Here is a 16,261-nt window from a genome sequence, read left to right as displayed (position 1 = left end):
ATGCACGAAATACGGATGCCGCGAGAAACGGCGTTTCTGGGCACGATGATACCCGTCCCGAAGTACTTTCGGAAGCTCGCTAAAGTTCGCAGGTCGAAGATATTTAGGATCAGCACACTTACACGCCGTCGAGTGTGTTCCGCGACGACGGCGAGTACGCTTCGGAGAAACAACAGCAGAATCGCGTGCTTCACGCAGATTCGCTAAGTCGTATTCCGACCAGTCGAAATAGGTAGAATCGGAAAATGTTCCGCTATTCAAACCCGCCCGCACTTATGTTGCACGGAAGGAGCAAATGGCGCAGAAACAGGTGTTGAACTTTTCTGAGCATAAAACTATACTCCCTGCATAGAGCAACAGCTTCTATACAGTTTAAGTAGGCCCCGTTAATCTTACCGTCCCGCCAAGAATGGATGAGATTATCGGGGTTTTTGCTTTTCTGGTCCCAGGTTGATACCTATCAGAACCAGTTCCCTGCCACCTTACGGCGTGGCCAGCCATCAAAATTCTTTATACGAACAGGAATTTAGCATTCAAAGACAGTTCGATCAAGGAATGTGACTACTCACCTAACAATTCTCGTTTTATGAGCAGCTCTATCGCTTCTGCCTGAGTTAACCCATTCTCCTGACAAAATGCGTCCAGTTTATCTTTGTGAGAATTCTGGATGAACACATTTACAGGTTTATGAGTCTCCCTTTTACGGGATACCGAACGCATTTTCCTCTCACTTACACTAAGAGGCGTACCCTTTCGGTAAGCCCGTTTCGATGAGGAAGTTACTGCATTATCGATCTGCGACATCTCTGCCTCCTCAAGGATCAAACTTGGATCGTTTGCAGAGAATACTACAGATTCCTGAAATCAGCGACTTACTTTATGAACGTAACCTGTGTTGGCGCACGGTTTACGTTTCAGGATCGTTTTTTGGGATGTCAGTACGTCCGTTTCCAGTCCGTTCCCTGCGCCCAGCGGGATGTCCAGTGGTTCAGGTAGCTGCGGGCTAAGACTGGGTCATCCCAGACGACAAGCACGTTCTCTGAATTCGAACGGTCTGCAGCCCGGCTGAAGTTAAAGGAGCCGACCTGGGTGTTGCGGCCATCAACGACGATCACTTTGTCATGGAGAATTTTGTAGGCACTGACTGTACGAACCGGGATACCAGCACCAACCAGAATGTTCATGGCTGCTTTACTGGCGTTGTTGTTCTTTCCGGTATTAGCTTTCCAGTCCAGAACCACGCCTACATCGACGCCCCGACGTTTTGCCCTGACTAGTGCCCTGGCCACCTCCGGAGAGGTGAAGGAATAGCCCACAGACGGATTTCCTGTTGCGCGGTCTCAATTGTCTTAAGAACCAGCTGGAGAGCTGTACCTTCCGGAGAAAATCCTGCCTCAACGGTGGCTGCGTAAGTATTCGGTACTGGCACGCACAGAACCAGACCGAGCAGACTGGGCAGAAACCATCGGCACATATGTTTTTTAGACATTATTTGCATGGTATTTCCTTCGCTGGATGTATTCAGAAACGCCGGAATCGGGGGAAACTTGCTTTTCCCCGATTGCCGGGGTTGGACAACGACGCCCTGCGGAGGCGTCAGGCCGTTTAGTTGAACAAACAGGATCATGCGGAAGTTTTTTCGGCCCTCAAGCTTTGTTCCCCTCGATCCATTGCGGGTAGTCCTTGCTGATATCGCATCGCAGCGTTTTATTGCCAACGCTGATGATGTAACCCGGAGAATACTTCTTCTCACCATCGCTACAGCGGTTATCCTCCTTCAGGCTGTTTACCTTTATCACCTCCGCCAGAATCTGTCGCAGAAGCACGTTAGTCGTGACCGGCTCAGGCACCGCGGTAGGCGCTGCCATAATCTGTTCAGGTAGTTCTGAATGGATAAGTACAGGCCCTTTTGACGAAGCAAACGTCGGCCCGCTTAATGACAGGCAACCGGAGATAACCGCAGATAAAGCGATTTGCTTATTTTTCATGTGAATTCCTTTTGTTTGATTGAAGCGACAGTAAAGACAGGTCAAAGAACACTGACCAGAAAACCAATACACAGCAGATGGAGGGCATACGCTGGTGCAAACCACCGTCCGGCCTGCAGGCGTCGTCCGGGAGCCGGTACCAGCCCGTGCACGCAAAACAGTACAGTCAACGTCAGCAGTACACCGGAAAGCGTCATCACATCACCATGTCGGGCATTAAGCAGGCCGACCAGCAACAGCCAGACAGCAAACAGGGCTGGCCGAAGTGAGTCCCGGATCTGCCAGATAAGAAGCGCGCCGGCGAGCATCAGCAGACCTGGTATACCGTAACTGGCAGAGCTAAGCGGCAGATACCCCACCAGGGCCGTGAACGCTGCAACGCCATTAAGCACGGTCGTCGCCTGCAGGAAGCGGGTCACCTGCATGACAACAGCGAAAGCGAACAGGATATTCAGTTGCCACCACATGAGTCCGGCTTCCCTGAAGGCCAGCCAGTAACCCGGCTGGGTCAGGAGTGCCATCAGCCACAGGCGGTTGAGGCTGTGCTGCCGCAGGGTTTTGCCTGCCATGTTGCAGCCACTGACCAGCGCAAACAGGGGGAATGCACAACGCCCGGCCATGTTCAGTAAGGGCATATCCAGCTGGAAGGCAGTGGCGATGTGGTCCCCCACCATTGCCATAAACGCGGCCATCCGGATGACATCGCGCTGCAGCGCGGAGAAATTCAGGGCCAGCCTGAAAGGATGCAGGGCAACAGATTTACCCGGATTCATGTTGCAGCCTCCTGTCGTTGTGCGCAAAGGTGTGCTCTGACGCGCTCCGCCAGCTGTTGCTCATCATCGCCACGCAGCAGCGGGATACCCGCCTGTTTCAGCACCTCTTCCAGCAGCAGGTCACGCCGCTGACGTTTCGGCGCCTGATGGGAACGGTCGTCCAGCTCCACTGCCACAATGATTCGCCCGGCGCGGTCCGTGATAACCACATCGCAGTGCCACTACGATACCAGGCGAAACAGTTGCCACCATTCACGGCTCCCGGACTTACAGTCGAGCGCCACTCTGACGATATCGGCCACACGAACCTGCGGACACAGCCGCCACTGGCGGGTATCGGTCACCCTGTCGAGCCGGCGCAGAAAACGCTGCTCCCGCGCCGTCATCAGCTGACCGGCACTGACGAACGACGGTCGGCGGCACAGCAACAGTTCAGTTCTGCCCGGCCGAATCCCTTTTTCACGCAGCATCTGCAAAAGCGGATGCCGGGCCGAACCGGCCTGCCTGAGCAATACCACAAATCCGGCGAGCAGAACGGCAATGATGAATATTCCGGTAAACATACACATATCCTCCCTGAATCAGTCCCCACCGAGCGTTTTTTCCAGCTCAATGTCTTTTTCCGGTACATTCACCACCCACTCACGCTCGGTACGCAGCATCTGTTCGCGCACCTGCTGGCGGATACCCCGACCGTCAGCCACCGCTTCCTGAATAGCCTCTTCCAGCTCACGTTCTCCCCGTGCTGTACCGTCACGCAGCCGACGTTCTTCATCGGCAGACAACCGTGTTTCGGGTCTTGTGCTCTCCTCACCCGACACTGCCGGCAGCAGTTCCTGCCGGGCCTGCTCCGCCAGCTCCCGGGCAGCTTTTTCCTGTGCCTCTGCCAGTTTCTGCTGCTCATCCGGAGGCAGCGTAATGGGGTCTTCCGCTTTCGCCGCCGATTCAGCCTCCGCCACACTGCGCACTGTTCGTGCAACCTCATCAGGTTCCGTGATTCGTCCCCCGGTCAGGCGGGCTGCATTGAGCAACCGTTCTTCACCGTGCAGGCGTATCACCACCCCGCTCTCCGGGTTCTCCTGCGCCAGGCGCAGCGCCGTCTGTGCATCATCAGCAATGAGTGTCTGTCCGTTACGGCTGGCCTGCAGGCCGGCAAACTGCGCATCCTCCCCACCACGCAGCCGGGACTCATCACTGAGCACCACGCGCATCCCGTCATCCTCAATCCGGATTTCGGTCAGCAGTGCCCCGGCTTCTTTTCCGTGACGGGTCCACGCCGGCAGGGCCACATAGGGTGACGGGTATTTCCTGCCGGCAGCAATGAAGCGCGCCATTGTTTCACCCTCAAGGCCGTTTTCCGCCAGAACCCTGCGTCCCAGTGCTGTTTTATCCAGTCGTGAGGCGGTGGCCAGCAGTCGGTTGCCGGTGTCGGATTCGTGGTCACTTTTCTGGTGCAGCAGGTCGTGAGCGGTCTGTCCGGCATTTGAGTGCCGGGCATCGGTACTCCAGCCAGCCAGATCGTCGGTATAGACTTGCACATGCTCTTTTGCTCGTGACAGCGTCACATAAGTGGACTCCAGAGACGCCATTCTTTTCCTGCCACCTTCGGTACCGGTCAGGGCAATGGCAAAGCGTTCACTGGCCCCCTGCACGCCATACACCGTCAGGGCATAGGCGAGGTCAATATGACGGTCCTCCGTCATGGCCTGCGGGTCGAGAATTTTCTCCTGATCTCCCTGGCGAAAGCGGATGGCCCCGTCGTCAGTGAACCCGGCCACCTCCCACAGGCTGTTGGCCACATAGCCGCGGTCGGTGTCCGAGCGGGTAAAGCGCACCCTGTCCCCCTGACTGATCGTCAGATCGCGGGGTGTGAAGAGGGAAATATCCTGTGCAGTGTTCTGCTGAGGAGAGATCAGCACCGACTCCCCGTCAGCATTACGCAGCGTGACCACGGCGTCCTGCATATCCACCTCCGCCACAGTCCAGTAGCGCTCGTTCATCATAGCCACGGCGCCGGTGTACTCAGCAAAGGTTTCAGCCGCACGCAGGGCGTTGTCAGGCACCCGGAGCGGCTCCAGGACCGTGAACGTGCGTTCTTCAGCACCTGTATCGCCTTTCTCATGCCGGGCGGCATGTATGGCATCATTGATGGCATGACGGTCGGCGTTGAGTTCTGCCACAACCAGCGTCTGCTGCTGCGCCTCCGGGGTGCGCCCCATCCAGTCATCCCGGATGGCTTCAATGATGTCGGTCCGGACCAGTGACAATTGCTCTGGTGTCAGTGTCTGTTCATCGGCAGCGGGAGTATCCTGCTCCTGGCCCTTTTTCGGCGCACGGATTTCCATGACGGAATTCCCGGGCACCCAGGCTCCTTCCTGACGTGGTACCTGTTGCGGGCTGACGTCATCCACCTGGCGCAGTGATGTATCAACCTGACCGGCGATGATGCTTTCAATCGCCGGGCGCAGTGCAGGGGTCTGGCGGACAATCTCCTGCATCACCACCGTATCGATGGCACTGCGCTGCTGCACCAGGCGGAACGGCAGACCGGTTGAGATGGCCTGCAGCTGCGCGGTATCCCCGCAGGAGACCATTCGTCCGCCGCCTGCGGCAACCAGCTGATAGAGCTCGGCCATATCACGGTTACCCACCATCGAGCTCTCATCGGTCAGGAAGAGGACATTGCGGAAGTCCGGTGTTTCCCCGGCTTGTATGGCCAGCCGGGTTTCACTCAGAAAACTGGCGAGCGTTCGTGCCTCCACCCCGGCCTCACGCATCTCATGCACGGCCCGGTGCGTGGGTCCCAGGCCAATGACCTGCGGGCGCACGGATTCAGACAGGGTGTTCAGGGCACCCATCACCGCCCGGAACTGGGTGGTTTTCCCCACCCCGGCATACCCCTGAATGGCCATAAAGCGGTCGGTGTTTTCCAGCACTGTCCGCGTGGCCTCCCGCTGGCCTGCCGTCAGACCGGCCAGCACTGAGGCAGGCGTCAGCGCCATCAGGGGCTGTACCGCATCCTTACCCTCAGCAATATGGCGGATGATGGTCTTTTCCATCTCATACGCCACTCGCGGAACCAGCACCCTGTTTCCCGCCCCGGAAACTGAATCCAGTTGTATCAGCTCCCCGCGGTCCACCTGCCGGGCGATTTCAGTCCGGACATCAGCCAGCGGCTGGCCGGATTTTACCGCTTCTGACAGCAGGGCAATTTCACTGAGGTGTACCTGTCCCTGCTGCGCGCGCGGGATGGCCAGACTCACCGCCTGCTCTGCATCCGACATCAGGCGGTCACGACTGGCCTGTATGGCGGTATCCAGATTTGCCTCGCCGGTCGACTGACGGACCTGGTCACTGGCCAGTCGCACGGCAGACACACTCTCCACTTTGCGTGCTGCCTGCCGGCCTTCCAGCGGCGTATAAATCCGGATGTCGCTGCCGCTCTGCGCCAGCGCGTTCAGGGTCTGTTTATTAAGCCCGCGCGAACCGACAGCGGCCAGTACCGTGCGCGACGCGCTGGTACCCGCTCCGGTCCCTTCCACATAGTCATGGGCCAGCTTCACGGCCCGTTCAGTGGGCAGATGCAGTTCCCGGTCGCCGCTGCGCAGCCGTACCACGCCATTTTCCAGCCCCGCCACGGTGAACTGCTCTTTCGCTTTGATGGCTCCCTTCAGCTCTCGCCCCAGCGCCCTGACGCGGTCCCCTTCAGAAACCTCCAGTATCCGGCTGCGGTACAGGCTCCAGCTGCCGTCCAGTTGCGTCACCTTCAGGGTCAGACGACTACCGTCTTCCCCCTGCAGCACCAGGCTGTTAGTGGCCTCAGCCACCCGGTCAATGGTGTGCCGGGTCATCGTTTTCTTCTCAGCGTCCCACTGCTCCATCACCATCCCGGGCCGGTAGTTATCACGCTGATGACGGGTTTTGCTGTCCAGCCACACCGGCTCCAGTACCCGGAGTGTCACCTGCTCCCGGCCCAGCTCACCCGCATCAAGGCGCATATCCCGGATAACCTCCGTCAGCTGCTGCTGTTCCCGGGCACCGGTCACCTGGGCCACGACATCCCGCCCTTCAGCAGACAGGCGCACGTACTCCTGCGCCAGCTGGCCATAACGGGTACGCTTGTCCGCCTCGCTGACCAGTCGTACCTCCGGCAGCTGCGTTCCGTAAAACCGGTACTGTGGAATATCCGCCTCTTTCAGCACAGACAGCGCGTTCCCCGTTCCCTGTCGGTTTTCCGTATCCATAAAAATCAGCTGCGCACCGGCGCTGAGCGCCTTTTCCTGCAGCAGCACGGTTTCTTTCAGCGACAGTCTCTCCGCCCGGTCAACGATAACCGTGCCCTGCACCGGCAATACGGTGTCTGCATTCATCTGCGAGCGCAGCATTACATGGCCTGCCAGATGCGGGCTTTCTGACAGAAACTGGCCACTGCGACCGTCGGCTGCAATCACCATCACCTCACGGCCCTGTGCGCGGGCCATCATGGCCACGTCTTCCGTGCGCTCACGCAAGGTCTGCGCGCCTCCGCGACCGCTGAGAATAGCCACCGGGCTTTTATCCTGGGTCAGCACAGAGACAGCATCACCTGCCGGCATATCGCGCTCTTTTGCCCGTTCAGGAAAGACCAGCACGGTTTGCTCCTGAATGGCCGTGCGCGCCAGCTGATGGACGCTGAGTTCGTTCAGCAGATGAATATCGGAAGTAAAAATGCCCTTCTCGCGATCCAGAGGGATAAGCCGCTGCCCTTCAATCGCGGCATCAATGCCGGCACGGGCCTGCTCAAACAGACCTGACGCTGACGGCAGACGACTGACCGTGCCGGCCAGCATTTCGGACCAGGTGAACTGGACCTTTTTCTCCGACAATGCCGAAATCGTGTCACTGACGGCTTTCTGCACGTCTGACTCAGAAATCTGAGCGGAAGACGCACCACCAGGCTGGCCTGTAGCCCGAATGCCCTCTGTACCGCCGACAGCAGAGCCTGGTGGCTCCACCCGCGTCTGCGCCTGGTCGATATAGTTATCGATATCGAATTTTTCATCGGTCAGCCGCCGGCGCCATTCAGCTTTCAGCAGATCGGGGTCGGCCCAGGCTTTTACCTGGCGGGTATCGAGTGCGGCAACGTCGCGGGATTTTTTGGACGCATCCGGCCCTGCCGCTTCGCTGATAGCCTGACTTCGGGTCGAAAACGGCGCAACGGGAACATCTTTCAGTTCCCAGAGACCATTTTTACCGGCTGCAACCGTTTCATAACCGAGTTTTTCCGCCTCCTGTCTGAATGGTTGCAGTACGAGGTTTCCGATCGCCACCTGCAGCGCATACAGATTTTCACCGAATCCGGTTTTCATACGTGTATCGCTGGCCAGCGCCCGCCATTTGTCTTCCGCAAACGTGGTATTGAACACCAGCGCATGCGTATGGATCTGTGGATCTAAAGCACGGGAAGTATCATGGTTGTACAGTGCGGCCACCATGTTTCCCGTCAGAACGGTGTCGGTTTTTCCATTGTCTGTGATGCGCGCGCTGATAAGCTTCTCTACCTCTTTCATGCCGTTTTCAACACTGCGGTTCCACGCATCAAGCAAGCGGGTATCACCACCAATGAGGATCATCATCGATACACTTTTGGGGGCTGAAAAAGTCAGGTCGTAGCCGCTGCGGTGTTTATTTACGCCATTGACCATCCTGGAGAGATCGGTGCCGTCAGGAAGTTTGCCCTGACGTATCGAATCCATATCGGCGTTGGCGACTTCGCCCTTCAGGCCCAGTTTCTCCGCGCCATCTCCCAGCCAGCGAGACTCCAGCGAACCACTGGCATAGTAGTTGTCTTCATGACTGTAATAGGCCGAATCACCCTTTATAGAAGAAATTGAGAGCATCAGAACACCTCCCTGTCGTCATCAAAGTCATGCGTTTTATCTGTCACATGGTTGATGTTGACCTTTTCCCTGCGGGTCATATCACGAGTCTGGTGTGAGGTCTGAGCCCATGCCTCATACGCTGCGAAATCCACAACCTCACCGTCACTGTTCAGCCCCGGGGGAATATCCTTTGGTGAATCCTGTTCTATATCCCGTTCCGTACCTCCGGTAGCGGCAGGGTTGCCAACAGTTGTATCGGCCGAAGAAGTGGTATTCCCCGAGGCCGTTGCAGGAGAAACTACGGATGGCGATGCCTTCGATTGGGTGTCGGTCGGTGGTGTTGTCTCCGGGAGTGGGTTTTCAGCTACCGGCTTCACAGGGTTAAACAACCCATCCAGGTTGCGGCGTTCCTCTTCTGTACGGCGTACCAGTTCGTCTTCAATCGTCTGGTCGAGACTGGTCTGCACGTCCCGCAACAGCAGAGAGTCAGCCACTTTAGGCATCGCCTCATACTTCATTGAGAGTTTCACTACCGGGTACTCACCGGGCAGGGTGACAAAACACTGCAGATCGTTAAGGGACTGCACATCGGAGTAGCTGACAATACTGACGCGTTCTTCTTCTTTGCCAAAGGAAATGCCGTCACGCACCTGCTCGTGACCAAAGCTGGTCTGCTCACTGAATTTCAGGCGCCGGGTTTCCCCGATATCCTCCTCCACAAACTTCGCAATCTGGGCGCTCGGGGAGCGGAAGAAGAACTTGGTGTTCAGCAGGTCAAAAAGCCCTGCCGCCGCTTTCGGGCCGTAGATTTCTTCCATCTGAGCGAAGTTCTGGAACCCTAAAGCAAAACAACCGCCAAACTTACGTGCTTCGGCAATGATGCGTGGAAGCGTGGCCAGCTTGTGCAATGAGGCCAGTTCGTCATAGAAAAACCAGACGCGGCGCTGACGGTTTTCCCCCATCGCCAGCAAACTGGTGGCGGCAATACTGAGCCACATGGAGATCAGCGGCTTGAGCGACTCATGATTCTGCTCATCAGAAGTGATGAACAGCCAGCCGTTCTTCGATTTATCGGCCTGGCCCTTCATCCATTCCCGGATGGTGAATTTCTCCCGGCCCGGACGGTCGATCCCCTGCAGATAACGCATCGCCTTAACGTAGTTGGTCAGCACGCTACGGATGGAGATGGCGGTCTTCTCAATCTTGCCGTCAACCAGCGTGGAGGCGGGTGTTCCCGCAAGGAATGCCCGCAGTTGATCCAACTGAATGGCCAGAAGCGTGCGCAGGAATTTGTTGTAGCTGCGGTCCTCATCCTTACGCATTCGCTCTGCACCTTCCGCAAAGATGGTACGTGCACTGCCCTGCCAGAACGGATCTTCGCCACTGCTGGCCGGGATCAGGGTCGTACTGGCATTCTCCAGTTCGGAAATCGTGCGGCACTCCTCCCACATGTCCCAGTTCGGACACCGGGCATCCTGCGCGTTAAGGATCTTATCCCGTGATTCGTCATAGAAATCTTCCACGAACGTACAGCCCTTGTCGTAGATAATGACCAGGTCACCACGCTCGCGCAGTTGCTTCAAAATTTTACGCATCAGCTGGGACTTACCCGATCCCACTGTCCCGTGCATGGCGAAGTTCTGGATTTCAGAATCCAGCTTCAGCGGCAGGTCATCGACACGAATATCGGATGCTTCTCCGCGTTTTTTCATCATCCGGGCGACGTCTTTTGGTGTCTCACTAAGGACGCGGCCACCAATGATTTCATCCTCGCTCTGCTTACGACCGGTACGCCCGAGATACCAGTACACAGCGAATGTGGCCAGAAAGGCGATCAGCAGCGCGGCACATCCTGCAATAACCAGTTCCTGTTTCAGCAGTTGACCGCAGTACAGGGTGTAACTGTCGCTCAGTACCTGCCTGGCGCTGTACTGCAGGTTATGTTCGTAATAACGGATGGTATAGACAGGCTGACTGACCATTTTTTCAGTAAAGGGCGACATTACCCGAACAAACCAGTAAATAATGCCGTTGGTCAGATTCTGAATGCTCATACGCATAAGCAGGACGGCAATTCCAAATAAAACCGTCCCCATAATAACGTAATAAGAAATCAGGTTATTTATTTGCAGGAACATTTTCAGGCGCATGAAAGCGACCTGACCGCCCTGCGTTAAGTCGCGAGGATTCAGGCTCATTATATTTTCCCGGAGGCAAACGATCTGCTGACGGGCCGGATACAGGCCAGTCTGCTGCGTTAACAGATTATTTGATGTAATTAAACGGTGTAATGTATTTCAGGAAATGACAGTTACAACAGGGTGACCCGGCGGTCACCCTGACGGTATTACAGAATATTGGCGACAGATTTCGCCAGCTGATCTTCGAGGGCGGGTTTTGCCTCTTCGAATTTCAGGTTAACTTTATTGGCAGAGGACACGATACGAGTCTGGTATTTATGCTGATTACCGGTCTGCGTGCTGGTCTGCACTTTATATCCGGAGGTACCTTGTTTCAGGGCGGCGACATTATCGGTCTGCACGCTGGCGTTTGTTTTTTCAGAAATCTGAATATGCGTCACCATCGTATAGTTGATATCCTCCACCATCGCGTCAGCGGCCATTCCCACCAAACCAGCCGCCAGGCCAACACCTAATGTTGCGCCGGCAGAACTGGAGTTATAACCGGTAATCCCCGCACCTAATGCGGCACCCGCTATCGCCCCTTCGTAGCCCTGGTTCAGGAATCCCTGAGCGGCACGCAGGTCCATTTTATCCGCTTTCAGGACATTAGCCTGAATCCAGTAATGTGCGCTTTCCGGTGATGAGGTGACGGTGTAGCCTTTCTCCTGAACAGCTTTAGCGACTTTGGCTTGCAGGCCAGACATGTCTTTATCAGAGGTATTCTTGATCTGCAGGAACACTGTTTTCTGTGAAGAAGGCTCAAGCCAGATTGTTTCACTCATCTGAGTCTTCACTTCGAGATTACGTTTCTTTATCGCTGTGCTCATCGCTCCACAACCAGACAAGATCAGAGTGGAGGATAATACGGCAGTCATTGCCATCAACTTAATGTTTTGTTTCATATTTTTCTCATTTCCATATAAGTTGCATGATATCTATCATGCCCAGAAGAACCACTATCATCACCACACTCTTAGAGTGTGGTATGAATAATGTACAGGTAGAAGCATAACCATATCAATCATAAGGTTATGCTGAAGTTTTGAACGCCGGGTCATTTACTCATTAGCAACGCCATGAAGATATGGCTTATTTGGAAGTCGCGGAGAGCAGCTCTTTCACTTTTGACAAACTACTCACCACAGCAGGTGTCATATATCGGGATAAGGAACCCTGTAAGCAAAGAGCACTCACAAGGAAAGTCACAAACCATGAAAATCCCAGACCTGAGACAAAACTCTCTCCAACCCACAGCAAAATCACTCCAACTATGGAATTTGTGAACAGGAGAAAAACACTATAGAAGTGGATCTTTTTCTCAATTAACCCAATTAAAACTGACCGATTTCTTATCTCGTTTCCTAATGCAATTCTCATGCAGACAAAATTATAGGATGACATTAAAAAAACAAGACTAAAAAAAACATTTGAACCAAGAGCTATCACCAATGTATCAAAATAATGATACCCCCCTCGCCCAGTATTAATAAATACATCGACAGCAATAAAAAATAGCTGAATAGCGTAAACAATAACTAGCTTACTGAAAATAACTTTTAGAATCTGGCTATTTGATGGAATATCATAGTCTCGATTCTTAAGCTCATCAAGAACATATGCAGCATCCTTTTCCAGTTCTGAGCGTTTCATTTTCCCCTCTCTTACTCTTTATTAAACTTATCCTGCAATTCATCCTTGATTCTGTTCAAATCATTCCTTCCAATGCTATTGTCTCCAATTTTATCACTTTGCCTTTTTTCTTCCGCGATCTTAGCTTCATTAAAGTTTTTATTACCCTGTTCATGTTCATTCTGCAAGCGATTGTAATCCGTCCTGGCAGAATTACCGGATGAGTTCACAGAATTCTTATCACTATCGACCTGAGATTCAGCGCTACTGCGACGATGTTGTACATCAGCACCAACCTCATTACCTTGTTTCACTCCATTCGCACTGGCCATTGCATTCATATTGCCCTGCTGCTGAGCGTATTCCGCCTGAAGATCTACGTGACCTGATGATGCACCGACACCGCCAATTCCGTCGCCGGTACGACCTTTATTTTGTTCAAATTCCTGCAGCAACTGTGGTTTCATGCGATCTTCCACAAATTCCTGTACCAGCCTGTCACGTTCTGCACGCACCTCAGGGCTGGCAGCATCTGACAATAGTTTATCCGCTTCACCCGGGCGCTTACTGGTGACATAACCGACAAACTCCTGAGAGTAGTTCTGGTTAATATTGGCGCTGTTATTTTCTGCATAACTGGCCAGCTGAGAGTATTCATGACTACGGGTAACCGCATCGTTAAACTGCGATGCCTGGCTTTGCAAACTGGAGAATGTTGAAGACAGCTGGTTAGCAAGGGATGATGATGCATTGTCGGTATGGCTGCCGCTGTCCGTCACGCGGGTAGACGTCACAACGTCCATTGCGTCGCGGAAATCCTTCAGTTCCTGCGCACTGAAACCTTTGCTTGTACCACCCTGATGGGTCAAATCGGAACTGGTACCATGCGAAGAACCACTCCTGCCGGTATACTCTACCTTCAGATGCCCCTCTCCCGAGACTTTCATCCCGGTAGCCAGTCCAGCAACTTTACCCAGAACCTGTCGATCGGAATCGAAAGAAATCTGAGCACTTCCGCCTGCTCCGGCACTCATATCCTGACTTTTAGTTGCCGCTGCCCGAATACCTTCCGCCAGGGTGGTATTTTCATCGCGGGCATAGCGGGAACCAATAGACTGAATGGTGTTCAGTGCTTTAGTCAGATTGCTGTTAGTCGACGTGTCTGTACCCGAAACAGTGGTATCACTGTTACCACGCTGCTGACTCCACTGGTTTAACTGCGATGTCGCCAGGCTAGAGGTCTGAGACAAGCTGTTGCTCAGGCTTTGAGCCTCGTTGATAGCATCGCGTTGCTGTTTCTGCCAGCTGCTTGTCACCGTTTTACCCAGCATGATATCCACCGGCAGTTTTGATATGGACTCCGCATTATTGAACACCTGCTGACCTGACGACGTCAGGGTTTTCGTCGCCCCGCTCTCAAGCTGGTTCGTCATATGACCTTCACGATGGCTGTAGTTGGTATCCCACTTATTACCCTGCACATTTCCGGTCGTCATATTGTTATACGACCAGTTGCCGTCAATGGCCTGCGAGGAAGACTGTGTGGAGGCAGACTGCAGGGTCTGTCCCAGATAGTTCCCCGCCTGCGATACCACCTGCCCCAGGCCTTTCACCATCCCCCAGGCGATAAACGGGATGGACAGCGCCAGCCAGCCAGCTGTGGTGCCAATATCTGAATAGGTATTCTGCACCTGGTCAAACGTGGCCAGCGTCACCGCTGTGCCGTTAAGTTTGCCCTGCAGGTAGAAGTTCATTGCATGGTTCAGTATGGAGAACAGAATGGGCCACATCTGCAGATAGGCAATGGTGTAGATATAGCCCTTGATAATGGTCCAGGACAGGGAACTCACCACGGCCAGAACAATCAGCACCGGGAACAGCGCCATTGTCATGCCCAACAGAACGCTGTGCATCACCGGCAGCGTGTTAGCAGCGATGGACGCGCTGGTCGCCTGAGACAGGCGCATTTTTGCCATCGATGTCTGCGTTGCGGTGTTCACCAGTCCGGCCGTATCGCCATTCTGCGCTGAAAAACTCTCCAGACCACTGCGCAGGCCATTCATCACCACGTTCTTGCGGATGATTTCGGTGGAGGTCATGGAATTGCCGTGAAAATAGTTATAGCTGTCGCCCAGCATTTCGGTGAACAGTGCCGTACTGGCACCGTTTGTCGGACCAAAGACCTGGTTCGTGAAACCGTGCATCCGGTTAAGCACCTGCTGGAGAAACGGGAACATATTCCGTCCACTGATATCACTCGAATCAGTGTTTATTTTGGTTGTGGCCTGCTCGCAGGTCAGAAAATTGCGGTTTTTGTCATACAGACCACGCAGCGGACTGGGTTTACTGAATATCAGCGCGTAAAGCCTCCGGTATACTTCAGACGAAGCCGGTAGGTTTTTATTTCCGTGGAAGGCTTAGAGTTGCCAATCCACATTTTCAGCACGCCACGAACATCGATGCGGCCGTCCACGGGATAGACATTGATTTCTGTGGTGTAGAACGTGGAGTTCACATCATTGGCTTTAATCTGTGCAGCCTCTTCCTGCAGAACCGGATTAAATTCTCCCCGGACGTCAGGTTCGACAAAAGACATCAGAAAAGCGTGGTTGGAATCGACCGTTTCAGGCGAGACATTGAGACGCAGGGCCAGGAAGGACAGCGTCATCATCCGGAAATACTCGGTATCGGCTTTCGTTTCGGATACCACAAAAGGCGCGTTGTAGGTCATCGGTGTGACGACTGTACGTTGCTCGTGGATGAGTGCTCTGTTGGTCACAGCCAGCCATGCCACGGCAAAGCCCAGAATAAAGACCAATGTCGTGAGCGACAGAATAATAACGGCAATAATTTTGGTGGATGAATTACGAGCGCTGATTTCCATAATATGGCCCTGCGGTAATTTATTTTATCCATTTCCTGAAACTGGAATCAGGAATAACGCGGTAGACAACCCGGAATAATTCAATAGGCAGATACCAGTAACACCAGTTGTATAACCAGCGGGAGCTTTTTCCGCGTTTCGCCGCCCTGATCAGTTGCCAGATAACTGCCGCAATAATCAGACTGAATAAATATTTCTTGGTGAAAAATCCCCACAGCAAAACAACCGCTGCGGGGATAGCTTCATCAAGGGGCAGTCCAATAATGCGGTTCTGCTCTGACAGGGTTTTCGGGAAACGGTATTTGTCTAAATCGTTTCCCTCCATGTCAGTTGATGAAGGTAAGACCGACGGTAGTGAAGACGATAACCACGACCAGGCCCAGCAGGATCAGCAGGTTCTTGGTGCGGATATACATCGCCACACCGACAATCAGTTCGGCGATGATGATACACATCATGACGAATGAGTCGGCACCGAATGTGGCTTTCACATCATCCTTGCCCCCGGCCAGCAGGTCGGTTGCACTGGCCATCTGTCCCACACCGAGTAACAGCAGCGGAGACAGCGCAGCCAGACGGGACAGCGCTTTTTTACTGGTTACACCACGCCATGCCATCTGGCAGTACTGCCATGCACGGTTTTTTACAGACGCGGGGAGGCCGCCTTTTGATAAGGATAAATTCATAAAAAACTCCATTTATATTATTTACAAAACAACCCAGAGCGGTATTGACGGGTTAAGTCAATCCGGCACAGAGCCATTAAAAAATTGGCTCTGTAACAGACATCTCAACTCTAATAACCTGACTCTATTGTTTGTCTTTCTCGTCAGACTCAAAATACTGCTCAATAATATGTCTGGCCTCTTTAGCAATAGTCCGACGTTCGTTAGCAGCCTGCAATTTAAGTTGTTCATACGTCGTCATGTCCAAAAAAATATTT

At 53.8% G+C, this 16,261-nt stretch carries 11 protein-coding genes and 3 pseudogenes; all 14 read right to left on the bottom strand.

Annotation, left to right across the window (positions count from 1 at the left end; genetic code table 11):
• Positions 1–253: 253 nt before the first annotated feature.
• Positions 254–331 (bottom strand): RepA leader peptide Tap, encoded by a 78-nt coding sequence (tap, locus tag RY075_RS23715; RefSeq protein ID WP_071530466.1) that lies wholly within the window; start codon positions 329–331, stop codon positions 254–256.
• A gap of 230 nt (positions 332–561) precedes the next feature.
• Complete coding sequence (locus RY075_RS23710) at positions 562–804, bottom strand: replication regulatory protein RepA (RefSeq protein WP_000078032.1); 243 nt, start codon at positions 802–804, stop codon at positions 562–564.
• Positions 805–935: 131 nt separating this feature from the next.
• Positions 936–1,498, bottom strand: a pseudogene (locus RY075_RS23705) (phospholipase D family protein).
• Between the two features lie 148 nt (positions 1,499–1,646).
• Positions 1,647–1,988 (bottom strand): hypothetical protein, encoded by a 342-nt coding sequence (locus tag RY075_RS23700; protein WP_338628763.1) that lies wholly within the window; start codon positions 1,986–1,988, stop codon positions 1,647–1,649.
• A 41-nt stretch (positions 1,989–2,029) separates the two neighbouring features.
• Positions 2,030–2,761, bottom strand: coding sequence for a type-F conjugative transfer system pilin acetylase TraX (traX, locus tag RY075_RS23695; protein ID WP_338628760.1), 732 nt, complete (start codon positions 2,759–2,761; stop codon positions 2,030–2,032).
• Positions 2,758–3,324: pseudogene (locus tag RY075_RS23690) on the bottom strand (DUF2726 domain-containing protein). The gene traX and the pseudogene RY075_RS23690 overlap by 4 nt, the downstream one beginning before the upstream one ends.
• 18 nt (positions 3,325–3,342) lie before the next feature.
• Positions 3,343–8,640, bottom strand: a complete 5,298-nt coding sequence (gene traI / locus RY075_RS23685; protein ID WP_338628758.1) for a conjugative transfer relaxase/helicase TraI — start codon at positions 8,638–8,640, stop codon at positions 3,343–3,345.
• Positions 8,640–10,820: a type IV conjugative transfer system coupling protein TraD gene (gene traD, locus RY075_RS23680; RefSeq protein WP_338628756.1), complete on the bottom strand. Its 2,181-nt coding sequence runs from the start codon at positions 10,818–10,820 to the stop codon at positions 8,640–8,642. The genes traI and traD overlap by 1 nt, the downstream gene beginning before the upstream one ends.
• A gap of 149 nt (positions 10,821–10,969) precedes the next feature.
• Positions 10,970–11,707 carry a conjugal transfer complement resistance protein TraT gene (gene traT / locus RY075_RS23675; protein ID WP_338628754.1) on the bottom strand — a complete coding sequence of 246 codons (738 nt, stop codon included), beginning with the start codon at positions 11,705–11,707 and terminating at the stop codon, positions 10,970–10,972.
• Positions 11,708–11,894: 187 nt separating this feature from the next.
• A complete protein-coding gene (locus RY075_RS23670; RefSeq protein ID WP_338628752.1) occupies positions 11,895–12,455 on the bottom strand; it encodes a protein traS in 561 nt (186 codons plus the stop codon).
• A gap of 11 nt (positions 12,456–12,466) precedes the next feature.
• Positions 12,467–14,797: pseudogene (gene traG / locus RY075_RS23665) on the bottom strand (conjugal transfer mating-pair stabilization protein TraG); the annotation flags it as partial.
• Positions 14,788–15,318, bottom strand: coding sequence for a type IV conjugative transfer system protein TraE (gene traE, locus RY075_RS23660; protein ID WP_338628750.1), 531 nt, complete (start codon positions 15,316–15,318; stop codon positions 14,788–14,790). The pseudogene traG and the gene traE, both read right to left, overlap by 10 nt.
• 19 nt (positions 15,319–15,337) lie before the next feature.
• Entirely contained in the window at positions 15,338–15,643 is a 306-nt protein-coding gene (gene traL / locus RY075_RS23655) for a type IV conjugative transfer system protein TraL (protein ID WP_063615420.1), read from the bottom strand.
• Position 15,644: 1 nt separating this feature from the next.
• Positions 15,645–16,004, bottom strand: coding sequence for a type IV conjugative transfer system pilin TraA (gene traA / locus RY075_RS23650; RefSeq protein WP_114052764.1), 360 nt, complete (start codon positions 16,002–16,004; stop codon positions 15,645–15,647).
• Between the last annotated feature and the right edge of the window lie 257 nt (positions 16,005–16,261).

The organism is Enterobacter sp. JJBC (assembly GCF_036936505.1).
In the GTDB taxonomy this organism is placed as follows: Bacteria; Pseudomonadota; Gammaproteobacteria; order Enterobacterales; family Enterobacteriaceae; genus Enterobacter; species Enterobacter hormaechei_C.
Note: the sequence above shows the minus strand (reverse complement) of the source record. Positions and strands in the feature narration are given on the sequence as shown.

What these genes read in the sequence shown, in the direction of transcription:
- RY075_RS23670 (WP_338628752.1), bottom strand. Translation starts at nt 12,455, where the DNA reads ATGAAACGCTCAGAACTGGAAAAGGATGCTGCATATGTTCTTGATGAG.
- RY075_RS23710 (WP_000078032.1), bottom strand. Translation starts at nt 804, where the DNA reads ATGTCGCAGATCGATAATGCAGTAACTTCCTCATCGAAACGGGCTTAC.
- traD (WP_338628756.1), bottom strand. Translation starts at nt 10,820, where the DNA reads ATGAGCCTGAATCCTCGCGACTTAACGCAGGGCGGTCAGGTCGCTTTC.
- traA (WP_114052764.1), bottom strand. Translation starts at nt 16,004, where the DNA reads ATGAATTTATCCTTATCAAAAGGCGGCCTCCCCGCGTCTGTAAAAAAC.
- RY075_RS23700 (WP_338628763.1), bottom strand. Translation starts at nt 1,988, where the DNA reads ATGAAAAATAAGCAAATCGCTTTATCTGCGGTTATCTCCGGTTGCCTG.
- tap (WP_071530466.1), bottom strand. Translation starts at nt 331, where the DNA reads ATGCTCAGAAAAGTTCAACACCTGTTTCTGCGCCATTTGCTCCTTCCG.
- traE (WP_338628750.1), bottom strand. Translation starts at nt 15,318, where the DNA reads ATGGAAATCAGCGCTCGTAATTCATCCACCAAAATTATTGCCGTTATT.
- traT (WP_338628754.1), bottom strand. Translation starts at nt 11,707, where the DNA reads ATGAAACAAAACATTAAGTTGATGGCAATGACTGCCGTATTATCCTCC.
- traL (WP_063615420.1), bottom strand. Translation starts at nt 15,643, where the DNA reads ATGGAGGGAAACGATTTAGACAAATACCGTTTCCCGAAAACCCTGTCA.
- traI (WP_338628758.1), bottom strand. Translation starts at nt 8,640, where the DNA reads ATGCTCTCAATTTCTTCTATAAAGGGTGATTCGGCCTATTACAGTCAT.
- traX (WP_338628760.1), bottom strand. Translation starts at nt 2,761, where the DNA reads ATGAATCCGGGTAAATCTGTTGCCCTGCATCCTTTCAGGCTGGCCCTG.